Source organism: Micromonospora sp. WMMD712 (assembly GCF_029581295.1).
Taxonomy (GTDB): Bacteria; Actinomycetota; Actinomycetes; order Mycobacteriales; family Micromonosporaceae; genus Micromonospora; species Micromonospora carbonacea.
Genome location: NZ_CP120743.1, coordinates 3,406,027 through 3,421,632 on the forward strand (window position 1 = coordinate 3,406,027; position 15,606 = coordinate 3,421,632).

Annotated in this window: 17 protein-coding genes; 7 read left to right on the forward strand and 10 right to left on the reverse strand. The window is 74.7% G+C overall.

Features of this window, described 5'->3' with window-relative positions; translation table 11 throughout:
• The first annotated feature begins 7 nt into the window (after positions 1-7).
• From ybaK to O7633_RS14500, 7 genes are all read left to right on the forward strand, one after another.
• A complete protein-coding gene (gene ybaK, locus O7633_RS14470; protein WP_282328182.1) occupies positions 8-487 on the forward strand; it encodes a Cys-tRNA(Pro) deacylase in 480 nt (159 codons plus the stop codon).
• A 221-nt stretch (positions 488-708) separates the two neighbouring features.
• On the forward strand, positions 709-1,809 hold the full coding sequence (locus O7633_RS14475) for a substrate-binding domain-containing protein (protein ID WP_282328564.1): 1,101 nt from the start codon (positions 709-711) through the stop codon (positions 1,807-1,809).
• Positions 1,810-1,927: 118 nt separating this feature from the next.
• Positions 1,928-2,749: an ATP-binding cassette domain-containing protein gene (locus O7633_RS14480; RefSeq protein WP_178066411.1), complete on the forward strand. Its 822-nt coding sequence runs from the start codon at positions 1,928-1,930 to the stop codon at positions 2,747-2,749.
• A complete protein-coding gene (locus O7633_RS14485; protein WP_282328183.1) occupies positions 2,746-4,005 on the forward strand; it encodes an ABC transporter permease in 1,260 nt (419 codons plus the stop codon). The genes O7633_RS14480 and O7633_RS14485 overlap by 4 nt, the downstream gene beginning before the upstream one ends.
• A gap of 25 nt (positions 4,006-4,030) precedes the next feature.
• Positions 4,031-5,212 carry an ROK family protein gene (locus O7633_RS14490; RefSeq protein ID WP_074472567.1) on the forward strand — a complete coding sequence of 394 codons (1,182 nt, stop codon included), beginning with the start codon at positions 4,031-4,033 and terminating at the stop codon, positions 5,210-5,212.
• Positions 5,213-5,266: 54 nt separating this feature from the next.
• Positions 5,267-5,554 carry a DUF1707 domain-containing protein gene (locus O7633_RS14495; RefSeq protein WP_282328184.1) on the forward strand — a complete coding sequence of 96 codons (288 nt, stop codon included), beginning with the start codon at positions 5,267-5,269 and terminating at the stop codon, positions 5,552-5,554.
• A gap of 245 nt (positions 5,555-5,799) precedes the next feature.
• Positions 5,800-6,543, forward strand: coding sequence for a DUF4142 domain-containing protein (locus O7633_RS14500; RefSeq protein WP_074472565.1), 744 nt, complete (start codon positions 5,800-5,802; stop codon positions 6,541-6,543).
• Between the two features lie 71 nt (positions 6,544-6,614).
• Here the strand turns inward: O7633_RS14500 and O7633_RS14505 are convergent, their stop codons facing one another.
• From O7633_RS14505 to O7633_RS14550, 10 genes are all read right to left on the reverse strand, one after another.
• Entirely contained in the window at positions 6,615-6,869 is a 255-nt protein-coding gene (locus tag O7633_RS14505) for a hypothetical protein (RefSeq protein ID WP_043965635.1), read from the reverse strand.
• A gap of 88 nt (positions 6,870-6,957) precedes the next feature.
• A complete protein-coding gene (gene tsaD, locus O7633_RS14510) occupies positions 6,958-8,004 on the reverse strand; it encodes a tRNA (adenosine(37)-N6)-threonylcarbamoyltransferase complex transferase subunit TsaD (RefSeq protein ID WP_282328185.1) in 1,047 nt (348 codons plus the stop codon).
• 6 nt (positions 8,005-8,010) lie between these two features.
• Positions 8,011-8,490: a ribosomal protein S18-alanine N-acetyltransferase gene (gene rimI, locus O7633_RS14515; RefSeq protein ID WP_282328186.1), complete on the reverse strand. Its 480-nt coding sequence runs from the start codon at positions 8,488-8,490 to the stop codon at positions 8,011-8,013.
• 58 nt (positions 8,491-8,548) lie between these two features.
• Positions 8,549-9,226 (reverse strand): tRNA (adenosine(37)-N6)-threonylcarbamoyltransferase complex dimerization subunit type 1 TsaB, encoded by a 678-nt coding sequence (gene tsaB / locus O7633_RS14520; protein ID WP_282328187.1) that lies wholly within the window; start codon positions 9,224-9,226, stop codon positions 8,549-8,551.
• 131 nt (positions 9,227-9,357) lie between these two features.
• Positions 9,358-10,218, reverse strand: a complete 861-nt coding sequence (locus O7633_RS14525; protein ID WP_083302421.1) for a maleylpyruvate isomerase family mycothiol-dependent enzyme — start codon at positions 10,216-10,218, stop codon at positions 9,358-9,360.
• 186 nt (positions 10,219-10,404) lie between these two features.
• The gene (locus tag O7633_RS14530) at positions 10,405-11,106 is read right to left on the reverse strand and encodes a uracil-DNA glycosylase (protein WP_043965627.1); all 702 of its coding nucleotides are present in this window, start codon (positions 11,104-11,106) and stop codon (positions 10,405-10,407) included.
• A 121-nt stretch (positions 11,107-11,227) separates the two neighbouring features.
• Positions 11,228-11,704: a tRNA (adenosine(37)-N6)-threonylcarbamoyltransferase complex ATPase subunit type 1 TsaE gene (gene tsaE, locus O7633_RS14535; RefSeq protein WP_074472844.1), complete on the reverse strand. Its 477-nt coding sequence runs from the start codon at positions 11,702-11,704 to the stop codon at positions 11,228-11,230.
• Positions 11,705-11,730: 26 nt separating this feature from the next.
• On the reverse strand, positions 11,731-12,828 hold the full coding sequence (locus O7633_RS14540) for an alpha/beta hydrolase (protein WP_282328188.1): 1,098 nt from the start codon (positions 12,826-12,828) through the stop codon (positions 11,731-11,733).
• Positions 12,825-13,943: an alanine racemase gene (gene alr, locus O7633_RS14545; RefSeq protein ID WP_282328189.1), complete on the reverse strand. Its 1,119-nt coding sequence runs from the start codon at positions 13,941-13,943 to the stop codon at positions 12,825-12,827. The genes O7633_RS14540 and alr overlap by 4 nt, the downstream gene beginning before the upstream one ends.
• 172 nt (positions 13,944-14,115) lie before the next feature.
• A complete protein-coding gene (locus O7633_RS14550; RefSeq protein ID WP_282328190.1) occupies positions 14,116-15,585 on the reverse strand; it encodes an NAD(P)H-hydrate dehydratase in 1,470 nt (489 codons plus the stop codon).
• Positions 15,586-15,606 lie beyond the last annotated feature (21 nt).

Consider the following 15,606-nt stretch of genomic DNA (forward strand, 5'->3'; position numbering starts at 1 on the left):
TGTCGGCATGGCGGGACGGGGGACTCCGGCGACGGCGCTGCTGACGAAGCGGAAGATCCGGCACAGCACCCACCCGTACGACGTGTCGCCGGACGCGCCGAACTACGGCGCGCTCGTCGCGGCGGCCCTGGGCGTGCCGCCGGACCGGGTGTTCAAGTCCCTCGTCGCCGAGGTCGACGGCGCGCTCGCGGTGGCGGTGGTGCCGGTGACCGGCGAGCTGGACCTCAAGGCGCTCGCCGCCGCGCTCGGCGGCAAGCGGGCGACGATGGCCGACCGGGCGGTCGCGGAGCGGGCCACGGGATACGTGCGCGGCGGGATCAGCCCGCTCGGCCAGCGCAAGCGGCTGCCCACGGTGCTGGACGCCTCCGCGCTGGACCACGACACCGTGTACGTCTCGGCGGGCCGGCGCGGCCTCCAGCTCCAGCTCGCCCCGGCCGACCTGGTCGCCCTCACCGACGCCACCGCCGCACCCATCGCCGCCGGCTGACCCGGGCACCCTGCGATCGCCGCGCCCGCGCGCGGCTCCTCGGTCTGCCCGCTTTCGGGGCGGTTAGGGCGGAGTGTCGTTCACGTTGCTGAATTGTTACCGCCGCCAACAAACTTCTGACCTCGGTGGTCTTGTGGCGGCGGCGCGGTGCGCAATACGTTGCCGGACACAACAAAACACCGCACCACTCCCGCTCCCCCACCCCGAAAGGACCCGTGCAGATGCGCAAGGGCTTCCTCACCTTCGCCGCCGTGGGCCTGCTGGCCGCCGGCAGCATGGCCGCCTGCGGCGAGAACTCCGACAACGGCGACCAGGCCGGCTCCTCCGCCAAGAAGCCGAAGATCGGCGTGATCCTGCCGGACAGCAAGTCCTCCGCCCGCTGGGAGGGCGCCGACCGCAAGTTCCTGGAGGCCGCGTTCAAGGCCGCCAACGTCGAGTACGACATCCAGAACGCGCAGGGCGACAAGACCGCGTTCCAGACCATCGCGGACCAGATGATCACCAACGGGGTGACCACCCTGATGATCGTCAACCTGGACTCGGGCACCGGCAAGGCCGTGCTCGACAAGGCCAAGTCGCAGGGCGTCGCCACGATCGACTACGACCGGCTCACGCTGGGCGGCTCCGCGCAGTACTACGTCAGCTTCGACAACGAGGCCGTCGGCAAGCTCCAGGGCGAGGGTCTGGCCAAGTGCCTGACCGACAAGGGCGTCAAGAACCCGGCGATCGCCTACCTCAACGGCTCGCCGACCGACAACAACGCGACCCTGTTCAAGAACGGGTACGACTCGGTGCTCAAGCCGAAGTTCGACTCGAAGGAGTACACCAAGGTCGCCGACGACTCGGTGCCGGACTGGGACAGCACGCAGGCCGCCACGATCTTCGAGCAGCAGTACACCAAGGCCAGCGGCAAGATCGACGGCGTACTGGCCGCGAACGACGGCCTCGGCAACGCCGCCATCTCCGTGCTGAAGAAGAACAAGCTCAACGGCAAGGTCCCGGTGACCGGGCAGGACGCCACCGTGCAGGGCCTCCAGAACATCCTCGCCGGCGACCAGTGCATGACCGTCTACAAGGCCGTCAAGAAGGAGGCGGACGCCGCCGCCGAGCTGGCCATCGCGGTCGCCAAGGGCGAGCGGAAGGACACCGGGCAGACCGTCAAGGACGTCGAGGGCAACCGGGACGTCCCGGCCGTCCTGCTGGAGCCGAAGGCCATCTACAAGGACAACGTCAAGGACGTCGTCGCCGACGGCTTCGTCACCAAGGAAGAGCTCTGCACCGCCGCCTACGCCAAGTTCTGCACCGAAGCCGGCATCAGCTGACCCGTACGCGACCGTCGTACCCGCCAGGCGACGCCGCCCGGCACGGTGACCCCGTGCCGGGCGGCGGCCCGCGCCGGACGGGCTCCGCGATCTCCCCTCCGTGCATTAGGAGACCCTTGTGTCCGCAACCCCCCTGCTGGAACTACGAGGGATCGACAAGAGCTTCGGTCCCGTCCAGGTGCTGCGCGACGTCGCCCTCACCGTCCACCCCGGCGAGGTCACCGCGCTGGTCGGCGACAACGGCGCCGGCAAGTCGACCCTGGTGAAGTGCATCAGCGGCATCCACCCCGTCGACTCCGGCGAGTTCCTCTTCGAGGGCCGCCCGGTCGGCATCAGCAGCCCCCGCGACGCCGCCGCCCTGGGCATCGAGGTCGTCTACCAGGACCTCGCCCTCTGCGACAACCTCGACATCGTGCAGAACATGTTCCTCGGCCGGGAGAAGCGCACCGGCATCGTCCTCGACGAGCCGACCATGGAGCAGATGGCCGCCGAGACCCTCGCCGGGCTGAGCGTCCGGACGGTGAAGTCGCTGCGCCAGCACGTCTCCAGCCTCTCCGGCGGCCAGCGGCAGACCGTCGCCATCGCCAAGGCGGTGCTGTGGAACAGCCGGCTGGTCATCCTCGACGAGCCGACCGCCGCGCTGGGCGTCGCGCAGACCGCCCAGGTGCTGGAGCTGGTCCGCCGGCTCGCCGACAGCGGCCTCGCCGTCGTGCTCATCTCGCACAACATGAACGACGTCTTCGCGGTCTCCGACCGGATCGCCGCGCTCTACCTCGGCCAGATGGTGGCCCAGGTGAAGACCACCGACATCACCCACTCGCAGATCGTCGAGCTGATCACCGCCGGCCGCTCCGGCGCACTCGGGCTCGCCGCCGACCCGGCGGGTGGCAACGGCACCGGCGGCGCGGCCGTCGGCACGACCCCGGGAGCCCTCCGATGACCACCACCGCCGTGAAGAAGGAAGGGCCGGCGGCGGTCACCCCGCCCGTCACCGTCGGCGGCCACCTGAGCAACTACGTCAGCCGGGTACGCGGCGGCGACATCGGCGCCCTGCCCGCCGTGCTCGGCCTGATCGTGCTCTGCACGGTCTTCGCGATCATGCGCCCGTCGTTCCTGTCCGCCGGCAACTTCGCCAACCTGTTCACCCAGGGCGCGGCGGTCACGCTGATCGCGATGGGGCTGGTCTTCGTCCTGCTGCTCGGCGAGATCGACCTCTCCGCCGGCTTCGCCAGCGGCGTCTGCGCGGCCGTCCTCGCCAACGTCGTCACCGTGCTCGGCTACCCCTGGTGGGTGGCGGTGCTCGCGGCGCTCGTGACCGGCCTGGTCATCGGCACCACGCTGGGCTTCCTGGTCGCGAAGGTCGGCATCCCGTCGTTCGTGGTCACCCTCGCCGGCTTCCTCGCCTTCCAGGGCATCGTGCTGATGCTGATGAAGGAGGGCGCCAACATCTCGGTACGCGACGACACGCTGGTGGCGATCGCCAACCGCAACCTGCCGCCCGCGATCGGCTGGGTGCTGGCCGCCGTCGCCGTCGCCGGCTACGCGGCGGTGCAGCTCATGCGGCACCGCAACCGCTCCGCCCGGGGGCTCGTCACCGACCCGCTGGCCGTCGTGGCCGCCCGGGTCGGCGTGCTGGCGGTCATCCTCGGCGTCGCCGTGTACGTGCTCAACCTGGAGCGCAGCCGCAACGTCCTGATCACCTCGCTCAAGGGCGTGCCGATCGTGGTGCCGGTCATCGCGGTGCTGCTGATCGTCTGGACGTTCGTGCTCCAGCGCACCAGCTACGGCCGGCACGTCTACGCGGTCGGCGGCAACAAGGAGGCGGCCCGCCGCGCCGGCATCAACGTCGACCGGATCCGCATCTCGGTCTTCGTCATCTGCTCCTCGATGGCCGCGATCGGCGGCATCGTGGCGGCGAGCAGGGCCAACTCGGTGGACCCCAACACGGGTGGCAGTAATGTGCTGCTCTACGCCGTGGGCGCGGCGGTGATCGGCGGCACCAGCCTCTTCGGGGGCAAGGGCCGGGTGCTCGACGCCGTGCTCGGCGGCGCGGTGGTCGCCGTGATCGACAACGGCATGGGTCTGATGGGCTACAGCTCGGGGGTCAAGTACGTGGTCACGGGCGTGGTACTGCTGCTCGCCGCGAGCGTGGACGCGCTGTCCCGCCGCCGGTCGGCGGCCACCGGCAACCGTTGACACCCGCACGGAAGCACCGGTAGCGATGCGCGTGGGACCGAGTCAGGACGAGATCCGTCGGCAGAACCTCGGTGCCCTGCTGCGCTACGTGCACGTCCACGGCGCGACGACCCGCGCCGAGCTGACCACCACGCTCGGGCTCAACCGCAGCACCATCGGCGCGCTCACCGCCGACCTGGCCGGCGCCGGGCTGGTCAGCGAGGGGGCGCCGAAGGAGACCGGCCGGGCCGGACGACCGTCGCTGGTCGTCCGGCCCGAGTCGGAACGCGTCTACGCGTACGCGTACAGCGTGGAGGTGGACCGGCTGCGGGCCGCACGGATCGGCCTGGGCGGCGCGGTGCTCGACCGCCGGGAGGTCGACCGGCCCCGCAACCTGGTGGCCGGGGAGGCCGCCCCGCTGCTGGCCGGCGCGGTCAAGGAGATGCACCAGTCCGTCGCCGCCGACGCGGTCTGCGTCGGGGCCGGGGTGGCGGTCTGCGGCATGGTCCGCCGCGACGACGGCCTGGTCCGGCTCAGCCCGACCACCGGCTGGGTGGACGAGCCGATCGGCGCGGCCCTCGCCGCCGAGCTGGGCATCGACGTGCCGATCACCGTCGGCAACGTGGCCGACGTGGCGGCGTTCGCCGAGCACGCCCGGGGCGTCGCCGCCGGCTGCGACAACGTCATCTACCTGTACGGGGACGTCGGCGTCGGCGCCGGCATCATCGCCGGCGGCCGGCGGCTGACCGGGCACGGCGGGTACAGCGGCGAGGTCGGGCACATGGTGGTGGTGCGCGACGGCCAGCCCTGCGAGTGCGGCTCGCGGGGCTGCTGGGAGACCGAGATCGGCGAGCACGGGCTGCTGCGGGCCGCCGGCCGCTCCGACGCCCGGGGGCCCGACGCGGTGCTGGCCGTCTTCGAGGCCGCCGACCGGGGCGACGCGCGGGCCCAGACGGCGGTACGGCAGGCCGGCGACTGGCTCGGCTTCGGCGTGGCCAACCTGGTCAACATCTTCAACCCCGAGATGGTCATCTTCGGCGGCGCGATGCGGGACCTCTACCTCGCCGCGGCGGCCCAGGTGCGCAGCCGGCTCAACTCGATCGGGCTGCCGGCCTGCCTGGAGCACGTGCGGCTGCGTACCCCGAAGCTCGGCGACGACGCGGCGCTGATCGGCGCGGCGGAGCTGGCGTTCGAGCGGCTCCTCGCCGACCCCCTCGACGCGGCCTGACCGCCCGTCGCGCGGGCGTGCCGCGACCGGGCGCGGCTGCGTACGCTGTCCGGCGTGGACGTCGAGCTGCGCGCCTCCGACGACGACCGGCACCGGGTGGTCGCCGACCTGCAACGGCACGCCTCGGCGGGCCGGCTCACCCTGGACGAGTTCTCCGAGCGGGCCGCCGACGCCTGGGCCGCCCGCACCCTCGGCGACCTGGCCGCGGTGACCCGGGACCTGCCGGCTGACCCGGTCCTCCCCGCCTCGCCCGCGCACGGCCGGCGCGACCTGCTGGTCGTCTTCGCGGTCGCCGTCGCCACGCTGTTCCTGCTCGACCTGCTGATGGCCGTCACCCGCTGACCCGCGCCGCCCCGGTCGACCCGCGCCCGCCACGTCCTCCCCGCCGCTCCCGCCGACCCGCCGCCGCGCGCCCGTCGGCGGATCCACGCCGCCCGATTCACGCCGCCGAATTTCACGAGACGCTCTTCCGGGATCCGGATGAACTGATCGCCGCGACGATCCGTACCAGTGACCGGAGGGGCGGCCCGGGGGACCCGGCCGCCCGGACGGACGCGTTCGGCCCGGACCGAGGAGGCACCGCACCCATGGCACCGCTCAGATCCGCACGTCGCCGGCCAGGGCACCGGACCCACCGGATGGCGGCGCTGGTGGTCACCTTCGTCGCCGCGCTCGGGGTGCTCCCTGGCGTGGCCGTCGCCGCACCCGCCAACGCCCAGCTCAACGCCGCCGACATGACGCTGCTCGCCGGCGTACGGCTGGCCGGCCTGTGGGAGATGCCGGCCGGTGAGATGGCCGCCGAGAAGGGCCAGTCGGCCCGGGTACGCGAGATCGGCGCGGAGATCTCCCGGCAGCACGGGGTGCTGGACCAGCTCGTCGTGGACGCCGCCAACAAGCTCGGCGCGACCCTGCCCTCGGACGCCACCGCCGAGCAGAAGGGGTGGCTCAAGGAGATGCAGGAGTCCAGCGGCGGGCGGTTCGACCAGATCTTCGTGACCCGGCTCCGGGTGGCGCACGGCAAGATCTTCCCCGTCATCGGCGCGGTGCGCGCCAGCACCAGGGACGCGACCGTCCGCAAGCTCGCCGACGAGGCCAACGACTTCGTCTCCGACCACATGGCGATGCTGGAGAGCACCGGCCTGGTCCGCTGGGAGCAGCTCCCGCCCGCCGCCCTCCCCCCGGCGCAGAGCGACTCGCTGGTCGCGGCGGCCGCCGCGAACGTCGGCAGCGGCGGCCGGCTCGGCGTCAGCACGACGGTGGTGTGGCTGGTCTTCATCGCCGCGCTCGGCACCGGCGGCATCGCCACGTACCGCATCCTGCGCCGCAGCTGACGGGGCTGCGCGCGGTTAGGAGGGGACCCCTTTACGACAGAATGCGTTAACAGGGGCCCCTCCTTACCCCGTCAGCGGTCGACCTCGGTGAAGTCCCACGCGTGCGGGGGCCGGGCCAGCAGCGTCGCGGGCGGGTCGGGCAGCGGCCGGGGGCTGCTGCGCCACTTCGAGATCACCACCACCCGGTGATCGGTGGAGCTGAACACCTCGCTGGACACGTGCAGCGGGTCGTGCTCGACCTCCGGCAGCGCCGTGTCGCAGACCCAGGTGATCAGGTCGGCGAAGCCGTAGGGCTCCGCCCGCGCCTCCCACATCCGTACGATCACGTCGGCACTCCCCTCGCTCGTGTCGGGCCTCCGGCGGCGCTCCCTGGTCGGGCCGGGCGTTTGGCTGTGCTCCCGGTCGGCCGGGCAGTCACACGCTGACCGTGGTCAGCGGCAGGGCCGAGTCGGCAGGCAGGTCGAGCCGGCTGGGCGCGACGCCCGCCGCGACCAGGTGCGAGCCCAGCGCGGCCACCATCGCCCCGTTGTCGGTGCACAGTTTCGGCCGGGGCACCCGCACCCGGATGCCGAGCTTCGCCGCCCGGTGCTCGGCCAGCACCCGCAGCCGCGAGTTCGCCGCCACGCCCCCGCCGATCACCAGCGTGTCCACCCCGTGCGCCTGGCACGCGGCCAGCGCCTTGGCGGTGAGCACGTCGCAGACCGCCTCCTGGAACGACGCGGCCACGTCGGCCACCGGCACCGGCTCGCCGGCCCGCTGGCGGGCCTCCACCCAGCGGGCCACGGCCGTCTTCAGGCCGGAGAAGGAGAAGTCGTAGCGGTGGGCGGCGAGATCCTTGGCGGCGGTGAGGCCGCGCGGGAAGCCGATCGCGGCCGGGTCGCCGGCGGCGGCCTCCCGGTCGACGTACGGGCCGCCGGGGAACGGCAGGCCGAGCAGCCGGGCCACCTTGTCGAACGCCTCACCGGCGGCGTCGTCGATGGTCGCGCCGAGCGGGGTCACCCCCCGGGCCAGGTCGTCGACGAGCAGCAGGGACGAATGCCCGCCGGAGACCAGCAGGGCGATCGCCGGCTCGGGCAGCGGACCGTGCTCCAGAGTGTCCACGGCGACGTGCGCGGCGAGGTGGTTCACCCCGTACACCGGCTTCTCGGCGGCCAGCGCGTAGCCCTTCGCGGCGGCCACGCCGACCAGCAGCGCGCCGGCCAGCCCCGGGCCGGACGTCACCGCGATGGCGTCGACGTCGGCCATGGTCACCCCCGCCTCGGCGAGCGCCCGGTCCATGGTGGGCACGATAGCCTCCAGGTGGGCGCGGCTGGCCACCTCGGGCACCACCCCGCCGAACCGGGCGTGCTCGGCGACGCTGGAGGCCAGCGCGTCCGCGAGCAGGGTGTGCCCGCGCACGATGCCGATGCCGGTCTCGTCGCAGGAGGTCTCGATGCCGAGGATGAGCGGTGCGTCGGCCATGGCTCCTCAGTCCTGGTCGCGCCGCATGACCAGCGCGTCGGTGTTGCTGGGTTGGTAGTAGCCGCGGCGCACGCCGATCGGCTCGAAGCCGTACGTCGCGTAGAGCCGCTGGGCGGGGGCGTTGTCCGCCGCCACCTCCAGCAGCGTGCTGCGTACGCCCCGGCGGGCCGCCTCGGCGAGCAGCGCCTCCAGCAGCGCCCGGCCCACCCCGCGCCGCTGGGCGTCCCGGGCGACGGCGATGTTCTGCACCCACGCCTCGTCCGGCGCGGCGACGGCGAGCCCGGCGTAGCCGATCACGGCGTCCCCGTCGGCCGGGGTGGCGACCAGGTAGAAGTGGCCGTTGGCCAACTCGTTCCAGAACATCGCCGGTGACCACCGTTCCGCCCCGAACAGGTCCGCCTCGATCGGGAGCACGTCGTCGACGTGCCACCAGCGGAACCGGCCCAGCCGGACCCCCTCCGGGCCGGGCCGCTCCGGCCGGCTCACCGCCGACGCTCCCGCCCGCTCACGGCCGGCGCTCCCGCCCGCCCGGCGGCCCGCCCGCTCACGGCAGGACCTGCTTGCGGGCGGTGGCGGCCACGGCGTCGGGGCGGCGCAGGTACAGGGGGGTGAGCGGCTCGCCGGGCGCGCCGGCCCGGATCCGCTCGGCGGCGAGCAGGGCCAGCGCGGTCGGGTCCGGGTAGCGGGGCTCGGCGCGCAGCGGCAGGCCGAGCACGTCGGCGTACCGGTGTGCGCCGTCGCCGACCGCGGCGGTGACCCCCAGGTCGCGGGCGCGCTGCGCGACGACCGCCGGGGTGTCGACGTCGGGGCCGGCGATCCGCTGGCCCGCGCCGTCGTACACCGCCCAGTAGACCTCCCGGCGGCGGGCGTCGGCCGCCGCCAGGACCGGCCCGCCGGCCGCCGCCGGGTGGCCGATCCCGTCCAGCGAGCACACGCCGTACGCCGCGACGCCGAGCACCTGGGCCATGGTGGCGGCGGTGACCAGCCCCACCCGCAGCCCGGTGAACGGGCCGGGGCCGAGGCCGGCGACGATCGCGGTCAGGTCGGCGGGGCGGGCGGCGACCTCGGCGAGGACGGCGTGCACCTGCGGGGCGAGCAGTTCGCCGTGCGCGCGGGCGTCGACGGTGCGCCGCTGGGCGCGCGGCGTCACCCCGTCCGCCGTGACCTCGACCAGCGCCGCGGTCACCGCAGGGGTCGAGGAGTCCACCACCAGTACGAGCACGAACGCAACCCTAACCGCCCACCCGCCGCCCCTCCCGCACCCCCACGCCCTCGCCCCCTGCTTCGGTGAAAGCGGCAGAGTCGATCTCCACGATGGCGCAGACCCTCTTGATCACCGGGCGGGTGACGGGGTCAGCTCGGGGTGCGCAGGACCCGCAGGAAGGGGAACAGCAGCCAGGGGCGGCGGCCCCGGATGGAGACGCCACCGGTGAGGGCGGTGCGGACGCGGCCCACCCGGCCGAACAGCATCAGGTTGAGCGCCGCCGGGTCGAACCGCACCCGCACGTCCGGCCGGGCCCCGGGCGCGGCGATCGACACCAGCCCCCGGTGCAGGACGAGGGTGACGTCGGCGCAGTACGCCGACCGGAACTCGACGGTGATCGGGCGTTCCCGGGGCGGCTCGTCGTTGTCGAGCAGCCGCCCGTAACCGGCGCGGACCACCCCCACGAGGAACACCTCGAAGAACAGCACGGCCTCCCGGCCGGGCATCTCCCAGGGCCGGCCGGTGGCGCGGGCGATGTCCCACCCGTGCACCAGCAGCTCGTTGACGAGGTGGCCGAAGAGACCGGCGAGCGGTGCGCGGGCGTCGCCGAACCAGGGCAGCAGCTCGTCGGGGTCACGGTCGGCGGCGATCGAGAGGATCTTCGCCACGTCGGCGCGGAACTGCGCCAGCAGCGGCGCGGGATCCCGCTCGGTCAGGTGCGCCAGGACCAGGTCGTTGACGCCCTCGATGGTGTCCACGGTGACCGTCGGCAGCCGGGCGTCGAGGCCGGGGATCGGCAGCGGCGGGTGCTGCGGGTCGAGCTTCGTCGCATACCACCAGGCGACCGAGACCAGGTGGACGACGGTGTCGGCGACCGACCAGTGCGCGGTCACCATGGTCTGCGGCCGGTCGACCGACTCGACGAGCCGGGCGAACCGGTCGGTGGCCGCCGCCAGCGCCTCCCGGGCCGCGCGCCACTGCTGCGGGTTGACCGTCGCCGTAGCCGCCACGTGCCGCCTCCGATCCGTGGAGCCGCCGGGATAGCGGGATGCCGACAGTCTAAATGAGACGGTGATCGCCCGGTCACTCCGAAAGTGCGGTGTGACCGGGCGACGAAACCCGCCCGGGCGGGGCGTGCGGCTCGGGCGGGTGGTCGGCGCGGGCGGGCGATCCGGGCGGGCGGGTGGTGGCTCCGGTCAGCCGGCCGATCGCTCCCAGTCGATGGTCGGCAGGCCCGCGTCGGCGAGGGCCTTGTTCGTCGCGCTGAACGGACGGCTGCCGAGGAACCCGCGCGGGTTCATCGGGCTCGGGTGGCCGGCCTCCAGCACCACGTGCTGCGGGTTGGTGACCAGGGCCGCCTTCTTGCGGGCGTATCCGCCCCAGAGCAGGAAGACGACCCGCTGGTCGAGGGCGTCGAGGGCGCGGATCGTCGCGTCGGTGAACTCCTCCCACCCCTTGTTGGCGTGCGAGCCGGGGGTGGCCTGCCGGACGGTCAGCACCGAGTTGAGCAGCAGCACCCCCTGGGCGGCCCAGCCGTCGAGGTTGCCGCTGCGCGGCTTCGCCACCCCCAGGTCCTCGGTCAACTCCTTGAAGACGTTGCGCAGCGACGGCGGGACGGACACCCCCTCGCGGACGCTGAAGCTCAGCCCGTGCGCCTGCCCCGCCTTGTGGTACGGGTCCTGCCCGAGGATCAGCACCCGGGTCTGGCCCGGCCCGCACAGCCGGTACGCGGAGAACAGGTCCTCGACCGGCGGGAACACGGTCTGGGTGGCGTATTCCCCGGCGACGAACTCGGCCAGCGCGGCCGTGCGGGCCGGGTCGAGGTGCGGGGTGAGCAGGGCGCGCCACTCCTCGGGCAGCAGGGAGAGCAGGTCGAGGGTGGGGGCGTCGTGGGGCATCGGCAACCTTTCGCAGTCGGTCGCCCCCTTCCTACCAGCCCGGTCCGACACCCCGCGCGGGACGGTCCGACGGTGGGGCGGAAGCCTCGGGCCGGTGGCGACCGGATGCTCCCGTGCCGCGTCAGGCGAGGGCACCCAGGCGGGCGGCCCAGTCGCCGCCGGCCGGTGCCAGCTCGACCAGCCGGGTGTCGTCGTCGCGCCGGTCGATGCGGACCCGCAGGTGGGCGTCGACCAGTTGCTCGACCAGCCCCTCGCCCCACTCGACGACGGTGACCGAGTCGTCGACCGAGGCGTCCAGGTCGAGGTCGTCGATCTCGGCGCGCGGGTCGGCGGCGTCCCCCAGCCGGTACGCGTCGGCGTGCACCAGCGCCACGCCCCGGCCCCGCACCGGATCGGGCCGGTGCACGCGGGCGATCACGAAGGTCGGCGAGGTGATGTCGCCCAGCACGCCGAGGCCCGCGCCGATGCCCTGGGTCAGCGCCGTCTTGCCGGCCCCCAGCGGGCCGGTGAGCAGCAGCAGGTCGCCGGCGCGCAGCACCCCGGCGAGCCGGCGGCCGAACGCGTGGGTGTCCGCCACCGTCGGCAGCGCCGCGCGCACGGCGGCACCGGCCGCGTCGGCCCGGCTCACAGCCCCTCCAGGAAGCGGGTCAGGGCCCCGTTGACCTCGTCGGCGTGCTCCAGCATCACCACGTGCCCGCTGTCGCGGATCTTGAGGTATTCGGCGTGCGGCAGCCGCCGGACGATCTCCTCCGAGTGGGTCACGGGGGTGATCATGTCCTTGTCGCCGACCACCACCAGCACCGGGGTGCCGGCCAACGCGGCCAGCGCCGGATAGCGGGAGTGGGTGGCCAGCGTGCGCAGGTAGCGGGTGACCGTGTCGGCCGAGGTGCGGGAGTTCATCAGCTCGACGTACGACACCAGGGCCGGGCTGGGCTTCGGGGTGCCGAAACCGTACTTGCGGGTGAGCAGCCAGGCCACGTTGGACGTCGACTTGCGCGCCGCGTCGATCGCCGGCCCGCCGTAGCGGGTGGCGTTGCTCATCATGTAGAGCACCGGCGCGCCGACCCGGCCGAGCAGGGCCGGGGCGACGAGCTTCGTCTCGGCCAGCAGCCCGCCCGAGGTGGCCATCAGCACCGTGCCGACCACCCGGTCGCCGAACAGCTCCGGGTAGAGCTCGGCGAACGCCATGATGGTCATGCCGCCCATCGAGTGACCGACGAGCACGAGCGGGCCCTCCGGGGCGGTCCGGTCGATGACCCGGCGCAGCGTGCGGCCGAGCGCGGCGAGATCGTATTCGCCGGTCTCCAGCCGCCCCGACCGGCCGTGCCCCGGCTGGTCGTACGCGACGATGCGGTGCTCGCCCCGCTCGGCGAGCATCTTGCGCTGGAAGTGGAAGGTGCCCATGTCCAGGCAGAAGCCGTGCACCAGCACCACGGTCGGGTGCCCGGGGACGGGGCGGGTCGGCTCCACCACCTCGACGTGGATGTCGGTGCCGTCGGGCAGCTCCAACCGGAACGCCTCGTCGTAGCGCTGCTGGCCGAAGACCTCGTCGGCGTGCGGGTCGGCCGGGTCCGCCTTGAGCCGGCGGACCAGGGCGCGCTCGCTCACCACGCCCGCCGCGAGCCCGGCGGCGGCCACCCCGACGGCCGCCCCGACGACCCCGGCCACCCGGCCGGCGGCGGTGCGCGGCCGGGGGATCCGGAAGCCCCTGCGCTCGCTCACGGCCGCTCGCCGTCGTAGACGCGGGGCACCCGGACCCCGCCGAACCGGGTGACGATCTCGTAGTTGATCGTGCCGACCGCCTCGGCCCAGTCGTCGGCCGTGGGCTCGCCGTCGGCCCCGGGGCCGAACAGGGTCGCCACGTCGCCGGCGGCCACCGGGTCGTCGCCGCAGTCGACGACGAACTGGTCCATGCAGACCCGGCCCGAGACGGTCCGCCGCCGACCGGCGAGCTGCACCGGGCCGGTGTTGGAGGCGTGCCGGGGCACCCCGTCGGCGTAGCCGAGCGGCACCACGGCCAGGTTGGCGTCGGCGTCGGTGAGGTAGGTGTGCCCGTAGGACACTCCGCTGCCGGCGGGCACCCGCTTGGTGAGCATGACCCGGGCCCGGGCGGTCATCGCCGGGCGCAGCCCGAACCGCTCGCCGGCCACCGGGGAGAGCCCGTAGGTCGCCAGCCCCGGCCGGACCAGGTCGAAGTGGGTGTCGGGGCGGGTCAGGGTGGCCGCGGAGTTGGCGAGGTGCCGGTAGCGCGGGCGCAGCCCCGCCCGCTCGACCATGTCCAGCGCCTCGTGGAAGACCGCGAGCTGGCGGTCGGTCGTCGGGTGGCCGGGCAGGTCCGCGTAGACGAAGTGGCTCCACACGCCGACCACCTCGACCAGGCCGTCGGCCTGGGCCTTCGCGGCGGCCTCCAGCAGCGCCGGCCAGTCGGCGACGGTGGCCCCGCCCCGGGCCAGCCCCGTGTCGACCTTCAGGTGCAGGCGGGCCGGGCGCTCGGCGAGCCGGCCCGCCTCGACCATCTCGTCGAGCTGGGTGAGGCTCGCGGCGCCCAGGTCCACCCCGGCCGCGACGCCCTCGTGCAGCGGCAGCCCGGGGGCGAGCAGCCAGGCCAGCACGGGCGCGTCGATGCCGGCCCGGCGCAGCGTCAGCGCCTCGTCGAGGGTGCAGACGCCGAGCCAGTCCGCGCCGGCGTCGAGCGCGGCGCGGGCCGACGGGATCATGCCGTGGCCGTAGCCGTCGGCCTTGACCACCGCCATCAGCTCGGCACCGGTGCCGGCGCGCAGCCGCGTCACGTTCTCCCGGATCGCGTCAAGATCGACCCGCACCTCGGACTGCCACATGCCCCTCAGCCTACTGACCGGGCCGCCGCGGGCCTCTCGATGTCGGGCAGGTGGCGGCATCAGGGGGCGAACGACCCCGCCATGTCGCCGACATGGCGTCGATCAACCGCGCCGACATGGTGTCGATCAACCGGCCCCGGCACGGTGTCGGTCGGCCCGCGCCCGCCGCTCGTCAGGCGAGCGCGGCCACCACCGGGCGGAGCGCGGCGGCCACGTCGGGCGCGGTCACCGGGCCCGACCGGGCCGCCTCCCGCCCGGCCAGCCCGTGCAGGTACGCCGCCGCGGCGGCCGCCCGCTCCGGGGCCAGCCCGGCGGCGAGCAGCGAGCCGAGCAGCCCGGCGAGCACGTCGCCGGTGCCCCCGGTGGCCAGCGCGGGGGTGCCGGTCGGGTTGACGTACGCCCGGCCGTCGGGGGTGGCGACGACCGTGCGGTCCCCCTTGAGCAGGACCACCGCGTTCATCCAGGCGGCCAGCCGCAGCGCGGCGGCGGCCCGGTCCGCGCCCGGCTCCTCCCCGCAGAGCCGGGCGAACTCCCGGTCGTGCGGGGTGACCACGATCGGCGCGTCCCGCTGGCGCAGCCGGTCCGCCATCGACCCGTCCACGAGCAGCGTCAACGCGTCGGCGTCGAGCACCACCGGCACCGGGGCGGCGAGCACCGCCCGCAGCTCGGCGGCGGCCTCCTCGCCGGTGCCCAGCCCCGAGCCGCAGACCCACGCCTGGACCCGGCCGGCGTCGGCGACCCGGCCGCTCGCGATCACGGAGGGGTGGTGCAGCAGCACGTCGGCGCGGGCGCTGCCGGCGTACCGGACCAGGCCCGTCGGGCCGGCGAGCGCGCCGCCGACGGAGAGCACGGCCGCGCCCGGGTACGCCGCCGAGCCCGTCGCCAGGCCCACCACGCCCCGGGTGTACTTCTCGGCGGCCGGGCCCGGCTCCGGCCACCAGTCGACCACGTCGGAGCGCTCGGTGACCCGCAGCGCGGGCGTGCCGCGCAGCCACGGCCCCAGGCCGATGTCGACCAGCTCGACCTGCCCGGCCAGCGCCGCCGCCGGGCCCACCACCAGGGCCGGCTTCAGCGCGCCGAACGCCACCGTCACGTCGGCCCGGATCGCGGTCGACCGGCCGGAGGCGGCCGGCGGCACGTGACCGGTGTCCACGGCGACCCCGCTGGGCACGTCGACGGCCACCACGGCGGCCCGCCCGCCGTCGCGGCCACGCAGGCCGGGCAGCTCGCCGGCCAGCCGGTCGGCCGCCTCGCGCAGCCCGCCGGTGCCGCCGATCCCGACGATCCCGTCGAGCACCAGGTCGACCACGGCGGGCGGCCGGTCCACCAGGCGGCCCCCGGCGGCGCGCAGCGCGGCCAGCCCGGGCGCGTGCGCCCGGCCCGGGGTGAGCAGCAGGGCCGAGACCTGCGCGCCCCGGCGGGCCAGCCGCTCCCCCGCGTAGAGGGCGTCGCCGCCGTTGTCGCCCGTGCCGACCAGCAGCAGCACCCGGGCCCCGTAGACCCCGCCCCGGTCGGCGAGCAGCAGCGCGCATCGGCGCGCCAGCCCGGCCGCCGCCCGCTGCATCAGCGTGCCGGCGGGGAGGGTGGCCAGCAGCCCGGCCTCCGCCGCCCGCACGTCCGCGACCCGCCACACCGGTTTCATGCCGCCGCGCCCCGTCCGGCG